Genomic DNA, 16,446 nt, shown 5'->3' with positions numbered 1-16,446 from the left:
CCGGGAATTGGCCGAATCCATCTGATAGCTGCGACGGTCGCCAAAGGATGGGGCCGAGTTGGCGGCATCCCGAAAGGGACCATAAAAACTGGAAGCAAATTTAGCCGAATAGGCCATAATCGGAATCGATTCATAACCGGCCCGATCCAGGGTTTCCCGCATATGGTCGATGCGACCGTCCATCATATCCGAAGGGGCGACCATATCGGCTCCAGCGCGGACATGACTGAGCGCTGTTCTGCTTAACGTCGCCAATGTCTGGTCTCTTCTGATCTCGCCACTATCTTCATAAAAGCAGCAATGCCCGTCGCTCTTATATTCGCACAAGCAAACATCGGTGATCACATACATTTTTGGATCAACCTTTTTGATCACTCGAATCGCTTCCTGAACCAAACCGCCTTCATCAAAGGCGGGAGTGGCTTCGCTGTCCTTTTCATCGGGAACGCCAAACAAAATGACATAACGGATTCCCAGTTCTTTTAGCGCCAGGGTTTCCGCCCCCAGCATATCCAAAGACAGATGATACTGATCTTTCATGGAGCCGATTTCTTTGCGCACTCCCTGTCCGTCTACTATAAACAGCGGATATACCACATCATTCATGGACAACTGGGTTTCTCTAATTAAATTCCGAACCGCCGTATTTTTTCGTAATCGTGTTGGCAACATATTGCTGACCTCCTTTTTACTTTTGTGAATCCTTTAAAATCGCATCCAACATTCCCTGGATGGTATATGTTTCGGCTTCGATGTCGACATCAATGCCGAATTCCAGGCATTTTTTTGAGGTTTGGGGGCCGATCGATACCGCTTTTGCGGAGTTGATGGCATCGATGTGGGCAGCACCGATTTTTTCGATAAAAAACTGGACGGTGGTGGAGCTGGTAAAGGTAATATAATCGATCTCTTTGTTATTTAACATTTCCAGCGGATCAACAGTGGCGTGATCTTCCCGGATGGTTTCGTAGCTTTGGATCTCGTCGACCGGACAGATCTTCGATAATTCTTCGACCACATAGATCCGGGCATTTTTTGATCGGGGAATTAGCACCCGACTGTCTTTGTTAAGCAGTGGTACCAGACCGCTGACCAGTTCTTCACCAACATATTTATCCGGCACAAAGTCGGCTTGCAGGCCTCGGGCTAAAAGGGCATTTTTGGTGCCTTCCCCAATGGCAGTGATATGCAGATTGCCAAAGGCTCGGGCGTCTTTGCCGCAGCGGGTCAGGGAATCAAAGAAAATTTCGACACCGTTGATGCTGGTAAAAATAATATGGCTGTAGTCCGTAAGGCACTTCACCTTTTCGTCACAGGCGGCTTCGTTAATGGGGACAATTTTAATGGTTGGGAATTCGATGGCATTGCCACCCAACTCAGTGATTTTTTCAACCATCTGGGAACTTTGTTCCCGGGACCTAGTGACGATAATGTTTTTTCCAAACAATGGTTTTTCATCAAAGAACCGCAATTTTTGCCGTTTATTGACGACTTCCCCGACCACAATCAGGCTTGGAGCCGTTATTTTTGCTGCGGTGGCAATGTCGTAGATGGTGGTCAGGTTTCCAGTCACGACCCGCTGATAAGGGGTGGAGGCCCGATGGACCACAGCCACTGGCATTTCTGGATTCATGCCATTTTTAACCAGTTCGTCACAAATCTTTTCCAGATTCTTGACGCCCATTAAAAAGACGATGGTGCCTTTGAGCTTACCCAGCACCGGCCAATCCAGATCCGATGCGCCGTCGTAGGCGTTGGATTTTAAATGCCCGGTGATGACATGGAACGAAGACACGCAGTCCCGGTGGGTAATCGGAATCCCGGCATAGGCCAGTCCGCCGATGACCGAGGTAATCCCGGGGATCACTTCAAAAGGGACCCCAGCGTCGTAGAGGTCTTCCCCTTCTTCGCCACCGCGGCCAAAGACATAGGGGTCGCCACCTTTTAAGCGCAGAACCAGTTTGCCTTCCAGGCCTTTTTGGACGAGTAAGGCATTGATATCTTCCTGACGCATGGCATGATTGCCGGCCCGTTTGCCGACATAGATGATTTCGGCATCGGCGCGGGCGTCGTTTAGAAAACTTTCATTGACCAGGGCATCATAAACCACCACATCGGCTTTGGTTAAAATATCTTTGGCTTTAACGGTTAGGAGACCGGGATCCCCGCATCCGCCGCCGGCCAGATAGACTTTTCCCGGCTTTGCATGCACCGCTTGATAACATGTTGCTGCTAATTGTTTTCCCAAATTTTCTGCCTCCTCAGGTGCTCCCTCAATGGATCGGGTGACCACATGACTGCCGTCTTCCAGACCATAGAGTCCGTATAATATAATGTTGTCTGCTGTTATTTCACAAAACGCCCCGACCGGAATATGACAACTGCCGTTTAAGGCATTTAAAAAACTTCGTTCGGCGCTCATCTGGATAATCGTGTTTTGATCAGAAATGGCTGCCATCAGTTCTTTGACTGTCTCATTATCTTCCCGGACTTCCACCGCCAGGATTCCCTGGGCGGGGGCCGGGATAAAGGTGTTCTCCGGCAAGGTCACCGTCTGGTAAGCTGAATCCTCCAAGCGACCAATCCGTTTCAGACCGGCGGCGGCCAGAATGATGCCGTCCAATTGCTGTTCTTGCATTTTGCGAATCCGGGTATCGATGTTGCCGCGGATCCCGACGATTTCGACATCCGGCCGCAACTTTTGCAGCTGACAGATCCGTCGTTTGCTTCCGGTTGCTACCACTGCGCCCTTAGGCAACTCATCCAGGGAAGTGATCTGATGTGGCGTCAACAGAACATCCCGGGGATCTTCGCGAACGGTTGGAACCGTCAGCATCAGGCCTTTTGGCAATTTTGACGGCATATCCTTCATGCTGTGGATGGCCATATCAATCTCGCCAGATAGCAGCGAATCTTCCAGCTCCTTGGTAAACAAGCCCTTGTCGCCGATTTTATCAAGCGGTTTATCCTGAACCAGATCGCCTTTTGTTTTAATAATCACCATTTCGAAGTTTATCTGCGGGTGAGCTTTGGCCAGCACATCAATCAGCCACTGGCTTTGGGTGCGAGCCAGGGTACTGCCTCTTGTTCCAACTTTTATATTCATTTCTCTTATCTCCAATTGTCAGTTATTTCCTAGTTTTGCTCTGAGTTCCAGATTGGAACATCGGGACAATTCTTTAAGTTTTTCGGTTTTTTGCTGCGGGGACCCAGCACCGGCTAAAATGGCCTGACGGAGCAATCGCAATAAGGCCGTTTTTTCAGTATAGCTGTCATCATAGCGGTCAGCCAGTTCGTCGACAATACGCTTCGTTAAAAAAGGACTGGCCCCTTCGGTACAGACCGACAGGGTTAAATCGCCCCGGCGAATGACGCTGGGAAAAATAAAATCCGAATCCTCCGGATCATCCACCCGGTTGCACCAGATTTTTTGGGCTAGGCAGTCCATTTTGATCTGCTGATTCAACTCGTGACTGTTGGTTGCCGCCACTGCCAAATCGATGTCAGCAAGCTGTTCCTTGTGATAGCCGACATTGATCAGGGTTAGCTGACTATTCTCGGTTCTAATGATCGCCTCGGAAAAATTGGGACTCACCGCAATCACCTGCATGCCGTTTTCCAATAAGGTGACAATCCGTCTGGCGGCAACCTTGCCACCGCCGACCACCAGCACCTTTTTGTTTTTTAAGTTAAATAACAGCGGTGTCATCATGGTTCTGCTCTTCCAATGGTTTTTTGTCCTGGATTCCCGGGAACAGATAGGTCACGGTTTTTTCAATGCCGATAATTTCCTCTTCACACTCCAGCGACTTAAGCTGCTTAATCGGCGGCATCACCATTTCCCGGAATTTAGAGCGGATCACCTTGGCCAGATACACTTCTTCTTTTTCAGTCAGCTTTAACCGGCCACAGAGATTTTCAATGGTTTCCTCGGCCAGTTGCCGGGAGGTTTCGTTCAAATCCCGGACCATGTTATCAACCTTGGCGTGGGTCACCCAGGACAGCAGTCCATCGATTTCATCCTGAATTTCGGCCGCTATTTTTTTGGCGATCTTGACCCGATAAGCCATTTTTTCATCCATCATGTTTTTAAAATCATCAATGGTCAGCAGTTCGACCTTGTCCAGGTTGCCGACCGCTTCTTCGACATCCCGGGGCAGCGCTAAATCGATCACTGTCAGCGGTTTGTGGAGCGGCTTCATTTCCTCAGCCTTCAAAATAACATGTGGCGATGCGGTGGCGGTAATGATCACATCCATGTCGGTAATGCTCTCATAGCGGTCTTCATAGTGGATCATCTGAACGTTTTCGTGGATGGCCTCGCATTGATCCATATTATGAAAGGTCCGATTGGTCATGTAGGGATTCTGAAAGCCTTCGGCCTTCATATAGCGCAACGCCAGCACACCCATTTTCCCGGATCCGATGATCAGTATTTTTTTATCGCCATAGTCTTCGGGATACTCCCGTTTGATATGCTTTACTGCGGTTGAACTTAAGGATAAGGGGGTTTCGGATATTTTATAGTCAGTTTTCACTTTTTTGGTAAAGGTGATTGCTTCCCGAAACATTTTCGTCAGGTATTTACCGCAGCCCTTGACGGCCTGCGATTTTTCCAGGGCATCCTTGACCTGGCCGAGAATCTGATCTTCCCCCAGAATCATCGAATCTAATCCCGTTACCACCTCGTAGAGATGGACCATTGCTTCCCGTTCTTTTTTGACAAACAGATAGGGTGCCAGTTCCGCAGATTTTTCGCTGAGATAAAAATCAGTTAAGATTTTTCCGGCCGCATCGATATTTCGGGTCGATACGTAGATCTCACTACGGTTACAGGTTGAAAGAATGATCACCTCGGCAATGTCCGGCTCACTCAAAAGGGTCCGGATGGCCTCATTCAAGGTGCGATGAAGAAAAGCCCCTTTTTCCCGAATTTCCAAAGGCGTATCCTTATGATTAATTCCCGCTACTACCAGTTTCATCCGCTTGAACCTCCTTTTTCTGATTCCTGATCGCTTCTTCCAGGGCAGCAATGCTGCGAAACCCTTTAATCCCCAGACACTGTTCCAATCGGGTCATCGTTGCCTGTTCCAGACTGGCCGTTTCCAGGGCTTCAGTGTTTTTGAAAACCGCGGTGGTTTCACCTTCCACCAGCACGCCACCATGATGGAGCACATAGGTATAATCACAAAATTCATAAATAAAATCCATATCATGGCTGGATAAAATAATCTTGATGCCCTTGGCTAAAGCCCCTTTGATGATGGCTTTGACCCCAGCCTTGCTTTTGGGGTCCAGTCCTAAAGTGGGTTCATCCATCAGGATGATCTCTGGTTCAACGGCTAACACCCCGGCCATGGCTACCCGTTTCTTTTGCCCGTAACTAAGATAATGTACTGGCCGATCGGCCAAAAGGGTGATCCCGGTGGCTTCCATCGCCGCCTTCACCCGCTCATCAATGACCTCCGCTGCCATGCCCATGTTTCTCAGAGCAAAGGCCACATCATCATATATTCCTGAATAAAAGACCTGCTTATCCGATTCCTGGATAACCAGCCCAATCGATTTGCGAAATTCATAGAGATTTTTTTTCTTATAGGATAAGGGTTCTTCCTTAAAAAAAACGGTTCCAACCGTTGGCTTGATCAGCCCAATCAAGGCCGACATTAAGGTCGATTTTCCAGCCCCGTTTTCACCGATGAGGGCGATGCAATTTCCCCTGGTTCCGTCAATGGACACGCTGTTTAAGGCTTTGGTGCCATCCGGATATTGATAAGTCAAATTTTCTGTTTTAATCATTTTTAAGACCTTTCCTATAGCTTACATGAAAGTCTCCCTGATATTGCTTTAATTCCAGGGTTTGCGTCATCTCCTCGTAGCTCTGGATGGCCATGAGAAATAAATTGCTTAACATCATAGCGACGGATTGGATCGCGACTCTTAAATTGCGATAGCCAAAGCGCAGTTCCTGGGCGGTTGCCATGACTTTAATTTTATCCCAGTAATCAAAGATGAAGCGGTAGGTTAAAATAAATATTTCTAAAAAAGTATTGCTGATATGAGCTTTTTTCATCACTCCGGCAATCTGCATCACCGGGGTTGTATATATTAAAAAAAGCATACAGGAAACTCCTGACATCGCCCGGCAAAAAACCAGGCTTGCCAGCACCAGATTGGTGGTGGTAATGCCGATGGTGAACTGAAAAAAGTCAAATGCAAACAAGTAATCACCACTGCTACTGGTTTCACTGGCGATGGTAAATAATAACGCCAGAGCTCCGGGGATAATAAAGAGGGAATCAAAAATCAGGGTATGCAGATAAATCCGCACCGGTATTTTTGCCCACAATAGCGTACTACCCACCATAACACCAAAAACCCCTGCCATATACAGGGGTTCATTGATAAAAAAGACCGAAAGAAGCATGACTAATGAAACCACTACCTTAACAGTCGGATTGGCATTGCAAAGTTTATTGGTATGGGCAAAACGGTCAATCATGTCAGTCTCCTTCTAAGCTGCTGTTTAGTATAATTTAGGCTGATTTGTTTGGCTTCAGACTGTCAAAAAAGATAACCTAGTACCGACAATTGTTACATCATGTTGTACGCATCGGAGCGGACACGGCATCGCCTGACCGATTCCGCAGCGAACAACAGATTAACAATTGGTCGGTACGGTATTTTATCGACAACCTCTAGGCCGATTTGTCAGCCTTTTCATTTTTTTTCGATTTTTTATAAAGGTAGAAAAAGCAGATTCCTAATCCGCCAACGCCTAAGAGCTGTTGGAAATGGAACAGGTTTTCTTCCATATCACCGGGATCAAACAAGCTTTCAAACCACGGCACGTAATTTTCATCGATTGCGGTGATGGCGGTTCCGGCGGCATCATCTGCTCCAGAAAACTCGGCGTCCGGCAAGATAATCTGAGGGATAATAATCAGTGCGCCAATCAGCAAAATCAGAATAATTTTAGTTGTCGGTGAGAGTTTCATTTGAAATAATCCCCTTTTCTTTATATTGGTAAATGGCATTGACCACCAGTACGGTTAAAATGCCTTCGATTATTGCCAGCGGTATCTGGGTAATCGCAAAGATACTTAAAAACTTAATAACTGAAGCGATAAGCCCACCGACAGGATCCGGGAAAGCCAGACCCAACTGGACGGATGTGGTCACATAGGTTGCCAGATCGGCTATAAATGCTGCTAAAAAGACGGTTAAGGCTTTGGGAACATTGATTTTTGACAGCCCTTTATAAATCCCGAAAGCCACAAAAGATCCGACAATGGCCATTGAAAAGGCATTGGCACCTAAAGTTGTCAGCCCGCCATGAGCCAGAAGTAGCGCCTGAAATAACAGCGCAATGGTGCCAACCACAACGGTCGCAAAGGGTCCCAGGACAATAGCACCCAAACCGATCCCCGTCATATGAGAGGAACTGCCGGTTACCGACGGCAGTTTAAAAGCCGATAGGGCAAAGGTGAAAGCTGTTGCAATGGCGAGTAGAACTTTTTGCTCAGGTTTATCTTTGAATATTTTTCCCACCTGATATAATCCGAAGGCGATAAACGGCAGCGATAATACCCACCAGAAGATAGCCCAGCCAATCGGTAGAAAACCTTCCATAATATGCATGGCGTTGACTGGCTGCGATGCCAGAACGACCATAAAAAACACAATAGCAGCAATGGTCATGGTTCTTTTTGCTTTTTTCATCTTTACTATCACCCTCCGTTTTTTTCATAACTTGCCGAAAAAAAAACCTTTCCCCCACATTACTATGGGAAAAAAGGTTTTATCATTACACGTATCCATCAATTCTATAACGCAACGCCACAGAACCAACTTTTGTTAATGTTACTAACTTCCCTTTTCCCTGGAAGGACACTTTAGTACATCATTTTAGTAGGTTTCCTGACTTATAGCTTTTATTCTCCTTGCCTTCCCAGACAAAACGTGCCCAGTGACATATTAAGGAGACATAACTAATTACAGTGACCGGATCGTTCTGGATTCTAACCAGATTCCCTCAATGAAAATTATTCATCCTAAATGATTTTTTACATTTCTTATTTAATTGTGTTTATATTATAACATGGATATAATAAATGTACAGTATTTTTTAAGTGCGTTTAAGCTAAAAAATGGCTTTTCAGACTGGTTATCGGGTATTTATTTTTCAAACATACCCTTCTATCTATCGCAATATGATCGGGGAAATGCTACAATAGAGCAAAATAACTGTAATCCTTTAAACTAAAGAGGTGACATGATGAATTACATTAAATTCAAGCGAACCATACCGGTTGTGTTTGACTTATTAAATGCAGAAGATGATCCTACTCAAATATTATATTATCAAAATCTGATGACCTGTATGATAGCGTCGCCCCTTTTATTATTTGGAGCCCTGGCCAATATCATTGTTGTTTTGTTTTTTTGGGGTGGTAATTTAACTGAGGTGCTGTTAAACAGCGGGATATTCTTATTGCTCGGGATAAGCTTTGAATTTATTTCCCGGAAAAAATTGGCTATCAATTTATTTGATCATCTCGTTTCACTGGCACAATCCATCTGTCTGGCTTTTATCGTCGTCCGATACTACCAGATCATCGGTCCGGCAGTATGGTCTGTTTCTTTTGTCATGATCATCCTTTCGCTGATGCGTTTAAAAATAACCATGTTGTATTATATTGCCATAACGACTTTTGTCTGCGGCTTATATGTGACCTTTCTTTTACCTACCGATGGGTTTCTCTTTAGCCCGGTTTATTTTTTAATCCAAAACATGCTGTTCTGCTTTATTTTCAGCCTGGCTTCAGCAACTTTTTATCTGAATTTAAATCGCTACGATAAAGCTATTGAACGTCTAAATACCGTGATTTATCAAAAAGAAAAAATTGCATCGCTTTATAAAAAACTGAATCTTACCAAGAAAACACTAGCCACGCAGAATCAGGAACTTCAGACATTTAATGAAGAAATTAAAAAAAATGAAGAACGACTTCACTTTCTGGCGTACTACGATAGTTTAACGGAACTGCCCAATCGAAAAATGATTATGGAACGCTTGCAGCTACTGGTTAATCTATCGGAAAATGAAAAGTCAAACTTTTTCATTGTTTTCATTGATTTGGATAATTTTAAAAAAATCAATGACACCATGGGCCATCTTTATGGTGACGACTATTTAAAATACACCGCCATGCGTTTGCAGGAGCTCATCCATGAAGATGATTTACTGGGTCGCCTTGGCGGCGATGAATTTGCTCTGCTCATCCAGCGGAATATCAAAGAAGATACTGCTTACAGCTATGTGGAAGGGTTGAGAGCTCAACTTTGCGATAAAATCAAAACAAGCTGTTCTGAGTTCCGGGTCAGCGCTAGTTTTGGTATTTCCGTCTTCCCCCAGGATGGCAAAGATCCCATTGAACTACTTAAGAGCGCTGACACATCGATGTATAAGGCGAAAGAGTTGGGACGGAATAACATTCAATTTTTCAGACCGGATATGAAAGAAGAAATTCTCAATAAGATCCAAATGGAATCCCTGCTCCTGAAAGCCTACGAGAACAAGGAGTTTTTCATTGAATATCAGCCTCAGTTTAATGCTGTGGATCATCGCATCCGCGGTTTTGAAGCCCTGATCCGATGGGATTCCCCCGATTATGGTCGTGTTGCCCCCATGAGCTTCATCCCGTTGGCTGAAGAAATGGGCTTAATTATCGGTATTGGTGAGTGGGTACTGTTAACTGCCTGCCAGAAGTTTAAAGAACTGGATCATCGCTTTAACCAGAATCTTTGCATTTCTGTGAATGTCTCGGCCGTTCAAATAAGGGACAAGAATTTTGTCGACATTGTGAAAAACGTTCTGGCTCAAACCAACTTAGATCCTAAACAACTGGAATTGGAAATCACAGAATCCTTTTTTATTGACAACATCGAAGAAACCATTGACATGCTTAATGAAATAAAGGCGTTAAATATCCGAATTTCGTTGGACGATTTTGGCACCGGTTTTTCATCCCTGAGCTATTTAAGACGGCTGCCTATTGACACTCTGAAAATTGATAAATCCTTTATTGATGATCTCTCTGCTCAGGATTCCTCAATCCGAATCGTTGGGGATATCATTTCGCTGGGTCATAACCTGGATGCCCATATTGTTGCCGAAGGCATTGAAAACAGCACCCAACTAGACTATTTAAAAGCCAACAACTGCGATTGTATTCAGGGCTTTATGTTCGGCAAACCGATGTGTGTCAAAGACATGGAAGCGCTATTGGAAAAAAATCCCCTGTAATAGGGGATTTTTTATTTGTCGGCATTATTCTTAATGAATCATCTTATAATACGATCTGGCGGTGAGCAGATAAACGCCAGTATATACCAGAGCATAAACGACGACACCAACCAGTGTACATAAAAAGATTAGCGGTATGTTGGTCAGTCGGAAGGCGGCCAGCATTTTGGTGATCACCGGGAAGGCAAAGGCGACGTGGATGATGGCTCCGGCCAGGGGCAGGAAGAATACCATTAGGATCTGCTTGCTGATGGTTTTTTTAACCTCGGTTTTATCCATTCCCACCTTCTGCATAATGACAAAGCGTTCGCTGTCTTCATAGCCTTCGGAAATCTGTTTGAAATAAATAATCAACACCGTGGCCATCATAAACAGGGAGCCCAAAAATACGCCCAGAAACAGAAAACCACCGAAGAAAAAATAAAGTTCCGTCAATGCTTCATAAAGGTTTTGGATGTTGATATCGGGATTGCTCTGGAGTACCGCTGCCCGCATATTGGCTGAAAAGGCGTTGAGGATCTCCTCATCTCCCTCGAGATTGAACATCAGGGCATGGAGGGTCGTCTGAGGATCATCATCATTTTTCATGGTCTGATAAATGGTTTCCATAACCGCATCGTCTTTGACAATCAGGTAGTAGGTATGACCCATATCCTGGGTCTTTTTAAAGTCCATGGGAATGGCTTCGAGCTGCTCGGTGATCAGATACTGATCATCGCCAAAAACAAGGGTCTGTTCTTCATAGTTGTCCCCCACCGAAAAAATCAGCATTTCATTCTCGGCCAGACTTTTATTGCCACCAGTTAAACGGTTATAATCATCCAGGGGAATGAGGGTCATGTTCGAGACCCTTTCGTAATACATGGTGTCGGTGCTTTCGTCCTCAACCATATCTTTCAGAAAGTGACTGCCTTCCTGAAAAGCTCGAAAATGAGCCAGATCAAAAGAAATTTCATCGCCGCTCCTCACATTTAATTTTTCTTTTTCTAATTCAACAATCGCTTTGACTGCAGCGAAATCGGTGTTGGCGGCTTCTCCCATAATACTCACATCCCACGGATAAAAATCCCGGCGCATTCCTTCCTGACCAATATATAGCGACACGGTGGTGGAAAGGGTGACCAGCACCATGGTGCTCAAGATACAAATATTGGCCAGACCTACGGCGTTTTGTTTCATCCGGTATATCATCCCCGACACGGAAATGAAATTTCGCGACTGATAATAAAACTTTTTATTTTTTTTCAATTGTTTCAGCAGGGTAATGCTTCCGGAGATAAATAGCGCATAGGTTCCGATGATGACAAACACCACCGCCACAAAGAAAAGCAATAACGCCTCAAGTGGTGTTTCGACCGAAAGGGCTATCCCATAGCCAGTGCCCAGGGAAATAATCCCGATCAGGGTAACAATCCAGGAAGATTTTGGTTCCTTCTCCCCATGTTGTCCGCCTTTTAAGAGATCGATGGGATTGGAGATTTTGACCTGTAAGAAATTTGTCACCAGCGTCAAGCTAAAGATCGCCAGAAAAACCCCGGTGGTGATTAATAGCCCCCAATAATCGATATGAAAGCTTAAGGGACTCTTGAAATGAACGATATTCAACAGCAGCAGGAACAGCAGTTTTCCAATCAGAATCCCGCCGATCAACCCCAGACTCAGGCTGATGATCGTCACAAAGACAGTCTCATAAAAAAGTACCCGGGCAATATGCTTCTTTTCCAGACCCAGGATACTGTATAAACCCAGTTCCTTTTTCCGCCGCTTGATTAAAAAACTATTGGTGTAAAAAAGAAAGATAACCGCAAAAATACCAATCACGATGATACCCAGAAAAAGAATAAACTTCAAATTCGTGGAACCGGGCATTTGATCCAGCCCCTTATTGCTGTGGATCGAAACCATCGTATAAAAGGCCATGATTGAACCGATACAGGTCAGAATATAGGGAATATAGGTGTTCCCGTTTTTCTTTAAATTGACCAGTGCCAGCTTGGGATAAAAAAACTTATTCAAGCTCTTCACCTCCGGAAGCCAGCACCGACAGGGTAAAGGATATTTTTTGATACATATCGTCGTTGCTCATCGAACCCCGATAGATCTGATTGTAAATCTCGCCGTCCTTGATAAACAAGACCCGGTTAGCATGACTGGCCGCCGCCACTGAGTGGGTAACCATCAGGATCGTCTGGCCGAGATCATTGATGGTTGAAAAGATCTTCAGCAGATTCATGGCCGCCTTGGAATCCAGGGCGCCGGTGGGTTCATCGGCCAGCACCAGTTTAGGCTGGGTAATCAGCGCCCGGGCCACCGCCGCTCGCTGTTTTTGCCCACCGGAAACCTCATAAGGAAATTTTTGCAGCAGTTCCTGAATTTCTAATCGCTGCGAAAGGTGCTTAATCCGACTGTTCATTTCCTCATAGCTCTTTTGAGCCAGCACCAGCGGCAAAAAGATATTATCCTGAATCGAAAAGGTATCTAAAAGATTGAAGTCCTGAAATACAAAGCCCAGGTTATCGCGACGGAAGGCCGAGATCTCACTGTCTTTAATGGTAACAATGTTTTTGCCATCCAGAAACACTTCGCCGCTGGTGGGTTTATCCAGGGAGGCCAGAATATTGAGCAGGGTTGTTTTTCCCGAACCGGATTCTCCCATGATCGCCACGTATTCGCCCTGCTCCACCGAGAAGCTGACGTTGGACAACGCCTGAACCTGATTCCCGCCAAACCGGGTGGTATAAATTTTCTTTAAATTCTTTACTTCGAGTAATCGCATGTTTCTCTCCCTCTATGATCTGAAATTTTATTTTATCGACAACTAAAGTATAGCGAAAAAGAAATTAACCGGCCATCGCTTTGGCTTACATTTCGGCTGTTAATCTTACACTTTTGTAAGGTTGTACTTATAACGCTTCAAATCCTAGCATCGCCAGATCAATGCTGACCCGGGTGCCCTTCCCTACCTGAGAGGTTACGGTGATGGAGTGGGAGAGTTTATTTAACACCTGCTGACACAGATATAGACCGATGCCAGTGGATTTTTTGTCCATTCTGCCGTTGTAGCCGGTAAAGCCCCGGTCAAAAATCCGGGCAATGTCTTCATCTCTGATTCCAACGCCGGTGTCTTCAATGATCAGGGTTTTTTCTGACCAGTCATCCAGATAGATGGAAATCTTTCCCTGATTGGTGTACTTGAGGGCATTGGAAATAATCTGTTCCAGAACAAAGACCAGCCATTTTTCATCGGTTAGAACCCGGCAATTCAGTTCTGCCAACTCCAGGGATATTTTTTTATTGATAAAAATAATGCCATATTTTTTTACGGCCTGTCTGACAATGTCAGCCAAATCGTATTCGACCAAAATCAAATCGGAGGACATGCTCTCCAGCCGTAAATACTGGAGCACCATCTCCACGTATTGTTCGATTTTAAAAAGTTCCTGCCCATAGGTGCGGGTCCGTTCCCGGTCACCCTCTTCAGTCTGGAGCAGCATCCCCATGGCTGAGATGGGGGTTTTAATCTGATGGGCCCATAAGGTATAGTAGTCAATCATATCCGTTTGCCGGTTGTCAAACTGAGAAATCAGCTCGGTGCGATTCTCCGCCAGCACCCGTATCAGGGTTTGATAATCCCTTTCCAGCAAATCCTTGGGTCTTGGTAATTCCCCCACCCCAACTGTTGCCTCGTTGATCGCTTCTGTCAGGCGCTGATGTTTCTGATAAAACCGTATAAAATCGAGACCGGCAAAAATCACTGCCAAAGCTGTCACCAGTTCAGCACTATAAATAATGGGCTCCAGCGGCAGATAATAGAGGGCATATACCATCGCAAACACCAGCATAAATAAAACAAAGGCTGCCATTACTCTGATCCGACTTTTCAGGTAAGCTCTCAATACAAAAGATGTTTTCATTTTAAACCTCGATTAATCTCCAATTAAATAGCCAATACCCTTTTTGGTGGCAATAAAATCTGCCAGTCCGGCCTCATCCAGTTTTTTCCGCAGCCGGGCAATATTGACCGTCAAGGTATTGTCATCGACAAAACAGTCGCTGTCCCAGAGCCGTTTCATGATCACATCCCGGGATACCACCTTACCCTTGTTCTCCAGCAAAATCTGCAGGGTCTTGAACTCATTTTTGCTCAGTTCCACTTTTTTATCAGCATAGCTAAGGCTGGTATCGCTGAGATTCAGAATCGCGCCCTTATGTTCCAACAGGCTCATCTGTCCCTGAAAGGAGTAGGTCCGCCGCAGCAGAGCCTGAATTTTTGCCACCACCACCGCCAGATCGAAGGGCTTGGCAATAAAATCATCCCCACCCATGTTCATGGCCATGACGATATTCATGTTGTCACTGGTGGAAGAGATGAAAATTATCGGCACCTTGGAAATCTTGCGGATTTCACTGCACCAATGGTAGCCATTAAAAAATGGCAGCGAAATATCCAAAAGAACCAGTTGGGGATCATAAGTCACAAACTGATCCAGAATATGATGGAAATCCGCAACTATTTGGGTTTCCAGTTCCCATTTATCCAAATGATTTTTCAGCGCCCTGGCAATAATCTGATCGTCTTCGATAATTAGTATTTTATACATGCACACCATCCTATCCATTTCTGCTGATAGGCAAAGCAAAGCACTCATGCTTCGTTGCCGCTTATTCACTATTATAAATCAAAACTGCCGAATTTCAAAATACATCTGATCATTGTTGTTTTTTATAAAAAAACTATCTCATCTGCCATATAAAAGCGATTTATGGGTATAGATTTAATATAAACCCTGATCGATCTTTCCATTGTCGATTTCTGGCCATTCGTTTCAAATGATCGTAACCATAACTAGTTTGCGTTTTGATTCCAACCCGGACAAGGAGGGTTTAAAATGAAGGATCAGAAACACCAAACAGATAACCCTGAAGGCTCACCGGCTCACGACGAATTTAACTGGGCTGAACTGGAACGGACTGAAGTTGATTCAGACATTGATTCCAGCGCAACGCCCCCACCAAATATTCCACCGCCGAAAAAAAACAAAAAAACATTGATCATCATCCTGGCAATTGTCGGAGGTGTACTGATTCTGGCCGGTCTTACTTTTTTTCTTTATAATCAATTTGTCGTTTCAAATCTGACCAGTGAAGAAAAAATTGAAAAAACCACGGATCAGGCCGAATTGAAAAAGCTCTATGATGAATTAATCAGTTCTTATTTATTGTCAGGAAAATCTGAGGCCGAGATTCTCGCTTTGCTGGAACGAGCCGCCACAGAAACCGGGGATCAAAGCTATATAACAAACAAGGACAGCTATCTGGTTAAAAAGCCCAGCTTCAACCTGGCGCCGGGAACTTATGAGGGCACTCAAAATCTGGAAATCATCACAGGCAGCACTGGCGATGCGGTCTATTATACCATCGATGGCAGTGTTCCCAATCAGACTTCAGCCAAATATACTGCGGCGATTCCGCTGGCGATTGGCGAAACCACCGTCAAGGCCATTGCGGTAAGTGCCAAAGGTTTTTCCAGTCCAACGGTTGAAGGCAAATATGTTCTGACCAGTCCCCCAACCACGACCCAATCCGTTCTTAGTGAGGAGGAGTTTATCAATAAATTATACGGGATTTGGTATAATTCCGACTCTGGAACAGTTTTATCTGTTTCGCAAACTACCTATCGGGAATACATCCCCAAACCACTCAGTGTGGCCAGCGGTGATTATGTTGTTGTCTCAACCACTGAAAACGGTGGCACTATCAAGGTTCTGGATTTTACCTATGATGGCTATAATGCCGGCGATACGCTGGTAGAATTCGATTTTGGAACAATCGGAGACAACCAGATCCAACGCCGCTATGCCGGTAAATCCTGGTTGAATTATACCGCCGCTGAATACCTCGGCAGCGGCCAGTATCGGATTCCTTTTTTATTCGCTGGTCAAGACATCTTCACCTTTGACTAAATTTCTTCGCCATTAACGTTAAAACTCCCAGTCTCTTGACTGGGAGTTTTAGACTGTCAAATAAAGATAACCCAGTACCGACAATTGTTACATCATGTTGTACGCATCGGAGCGGACACGGCAGAGCCTGTCCGATTCCGCGGCGAACAACAGATTAACAATTGGTCGGTACGG

At 45.0% G+C, this 16,446-nt stretch carries 14 protein-coding genes and 1 riboswitch; of the genes, 2 read left to right on the top strand and 12 right to left on the bottom strand.

The window, feature by feature from the left end; genetic code table 11:
* The 8 genes from Q7J41_RS15055 to Q7J41_RS15020 all read right to left on the bottom strand — a co-directional run.
* A partial coding sequence (locus tag Q7J41_RS15055; protein ID WP_304889258.1) for a porphobilinogen synthase occupies window positions 1–672 on the bottom strand: 672 nt, incomplete at its 3' end.
* 16 nt (window positions 673–688) lie between these two features.
* Entirely contained in the window at window positions 689–3,106 is a 2,418-nt protein-coding gene (gene hemC / locus Q7J41_RS15050) for a hydroxymethylbilane synthase (protein WP_304889257.1), read from the bottom strand.
* A gap of 18 nt (window positions 3,107–3,124) precedes the next feature.
* Window positions 3,125–3,712, bottom strand: coding sequence for a bifunctional precorrin-2 dehydrogenase/sirohydrochlorin ferrochelatase (locus Q7J41_RS15045; protein WP_304889256.1), 588 nt, complete (start codon window positions 3,710–3,712; stop codon window positions 3,125–3,127).
* Window positions 3,690–4,982 (bottom strand): glutamyl-tRNA reductase, encoded by a 1,293-nt coding sequence (gene hemA, locus Q7J41_RS15040; RefSeq protein WP_304889255.1) that lies wholly within the window; start codon window positions 4,980–4,982, stop codon window positions 3,690–3,692. The genes Q7J41_RS15045 and hemA overlap by 23 nt, the downstream gene beginning before the upstream one ends.
* Window positions 4,957–5,799 carry an energy-coupling factor ABC transporter ATP-binding protein gene (locus Q7J41_RS15035; protein ID WP_304889254.1) on the bottom strand — a complete coding sequence of 281 codons (843 nt, stop codon included), beginning with the start codon at window positions 5,797–5,799 and terminating at the stop codon, window positions 4,957–4,959. Before Q7J41_RS15035 ends, hemA begins: the two co-directional genes overlap by 26 nt.
* A complete protein-coding gene (gene cbiQ, locus Q7J41_RS15030; RefSeq protein WP_304889253.1) occupies window positions 5,792–6,502 on the bottom strand; it encodes a cobalt ECF transporter T component CbiQ in 711 nt (236 codons plus the stop codon). Before cbiQ ends, Q7J41_RS15035 begins: the two co-directional genes overlap by 8 nt.
* A 196-nt stretch (window positions 6,503–6,698) precedes the next feature.
* Window positions 6,699–6,998: an energy-coupling factor ABC transporter substrate-binding protein gene (locus Q7J41_RS15025; protein WP_304889252.1), complete on the bottom strand. Its 300-nt coding sequence runs from the start codon at window positions 6,996–6,998 to the stop codon at window positions 6,699–6,701.
* Window positions 6,976–7,722, bottom strand: a complete 747-nt coding sequence (locus tag Q7J41_RS15020; protein ID WP_304889251.1) for an energy-coupling factor ABC transporter permease — start codon at window positions 7,720–7,722, stop codon at window positions 6,976–6,978. The genes Q7J41_RS15025 and Q7J41_RS15020 overlap by 23 nt, the downstream gene beginning before the upstream one ends.
* 170 nt (window positions 7,723–7,892) lie before the next feature.
* Window positions 7,893–8,074, bottom strand: a riboswitch (cobalamin riboswitch).
* Between the two features lie 201 nt (window positions 8,075–8,275).
* Here Q7J41_RS15020 and Q7J41_RS15015 point away from each other — a divergent pair.
* Window positions 8,276–10,309 carry a bifunctional diguanylate cyclase/phosphodiesterase gene (locus Q7J41_RS15015; RefSeq protein WP_304889250.1) on the top strand — a complete coding sequence of 678 codons (2,034 nt, stop codon included), beginning with the start codon at window positions 8,276–8,278 and terminating at the stop codon, window positions 10,307–10,309.
* 30 nt (window positions 10,310–10,339) lie between these two features.
* Here Q7J41_RS15015 and Q7J41_RS15010 read toward each other — a convergent pair whose 3' ends face one another.
* From Q7J41_RS15010 to Q7J41_RS14995, 4 genes are all read right to left on the bottom strand, one after another.
* The gene (locus tag Q7J41_RS15010; protein ID WP_304889249.1) at window positions 10,340–12,325 is read right to left on the bottom strand and encodes an ABC transporter permease; all 1,986 of its coding nucleotides are present in this window, start codon (window positions 12,323–12,325) and stop codon (window positions 10,340–10,342) included.
* Window positions 12,318–13,085 carry an ABC transporter ATP-binding protein gene (locus Q7J41_RS15005; RefSeq protein ID WP_304889248.1) on the bottom strand — a complete coding sequence of 256 codons (768 nt, stop codon included), beginning with the start codon at window positions 13,083–13,085 and terminating at the stop codon, window positions 12,318–12,320. Before Q7J41_RS15005 ends, Q7J41_RS15010 begins: the two co-directional genes overlap by 8 nt.
* A 127-nt stretch (window positions 13,086–13,212) precedes the next feature.
* The gene (locus Q7J41_RS15000) at window positions 13,213–14,223 is read right to left on the bottom strand and encodes a HAMP domain-containing sensor histidine kinase (RefSeq protein WP_304889247.1); all 1,011 of its coding nucleotides are present in this window, start codon (window positions 14,221–14,223) and stop codon (window positions 13,213–13,215) included.
* Window positions 14,224–14,235: 12 nt separating this feature from the next.
* Complete coding sequence (locus Q7J41_RS14995) at window positions 14,236–14,910, bottom strand: response regulator transcription factor (protein WP_304889246.1); 675 nt, start codon at window positions 14,908–14,910, stop codon at window positions 14,236–14,238.
* Window positions 14,911–15,198: 288 nt separating this feature from the next.
* On the opposite strand from Q7J41_RS14995, the gene Q7J41_RS14990 reads away from it, so the two are divergent.
* Complete coding sequence (locus Q7J41_RS14990) at window positions 15,199–16,272, top strand: chitobiase/beta-hexosaminidase C-terminal domain-containing protein (protein WP_304889245.1); 1,074 nt, start codon at window positions 15,199–15,201, stop codon at window positions 16,270–16,272.
* Window positions 16,273–16,446 lie beyond the last annotated feature (174 nt).

The organism is Acetobacterium sp. (assembly GCF_030652775.1).
Taxonomy (GTDB): Bacteria; Bacillota; Clostridia; order Eubacteriales; family Eubacteriaceae; genus Acetobacterium.
The sequence above is the reverse complement of the archived record's forward strand: the minus strand, read 5'-3'. Positions and strand labels throughout refer to the sequence as shown.

Bases quoted from the DNA above. Each gene is read 5' to 3' on its own strand.
- Q7J41_RS15015 (WP_304889250.1), top strand. From the start codon at position 8,276: ATGATGAATTACATTAAATTCAAGCGAACCATACCGGTTGTGTTTGAC.
- Q7J41_RS15020 (WP_304889251.1), bottom strand. From the start codon at position 7,722: ATGAAAAAAGCAAAAAGAACCATGACCATTGCTGCTATTGTGTTTTTT.
- hemA (WP_304889255.1), bottom strand. From the start codon at position 4,982: ATGAAACTGGTAGTAGCGGGAATTAATCATAAGGATACGCCTTTGGAA.
- Q7J41_RS14990 (WP_304889245.1), top strand. From the start codon at position 15,199: ATGAAGGATCAGAAACACCAAACAGATAACCCTGAAGGCTCACCGGCT.
- Q7J41_RS14995 (WP_304889246.1), bottom strand. From the start codon at position 14,910: ATGTATAAAATACTAATTATCGAAGACGATCAGATTATTGCCAGGGCG.
- Q7J41_RS15035 (WP_304889254.1), bottom strand. From the start codon at position 5,799: ATGATTAAAACAGAAAATTTGACTTATCAATATCCGGATGGCACCAAA.
- Q7J41_RS15045 (WP_304889256.1), bottom strand. From the start codon at position 3,712: ATGATGACACCGCTGTTATTTAACTTAAAAAACAAAAAGGTGCTGGTG.
- Q7J41_RS15025 (WP_304889252.1), bottom strand. From the start codon at position 6,998: ATGAAACTCTCACCGACAACTAAAATTATTCTGATTTTGCTGATTGGC.
- Q7J41_RS15000 (WP_304889247.1), bottom strand. From the start codon at position 14,223: ATGAAAACATCTTTTGTATTGAGAGCTTACCTGAAAAGTCGGATCAGA.
- Q7J41_RS15005 (WP_304889248.1), bottom strand. From the start codon at position 13,085: ATGCGATTACTCGAAGTAAAGAATTTAAAGAAAATTTATACCACCCGG.
- cbiQ (WP_304889253.1), bottom strand. From the start codon at position 6,502: ATGATTGACCGTTTTGCCCATACCAATAAACTTTGCAATGCCAATCCG.
- hemC (WP_304889257.1), bottom strand. From the start codon at position 3,106: ATGAATATAAAAGTTGGAACAAGAGGCAGTACCCTGGCTCGCACCCAA.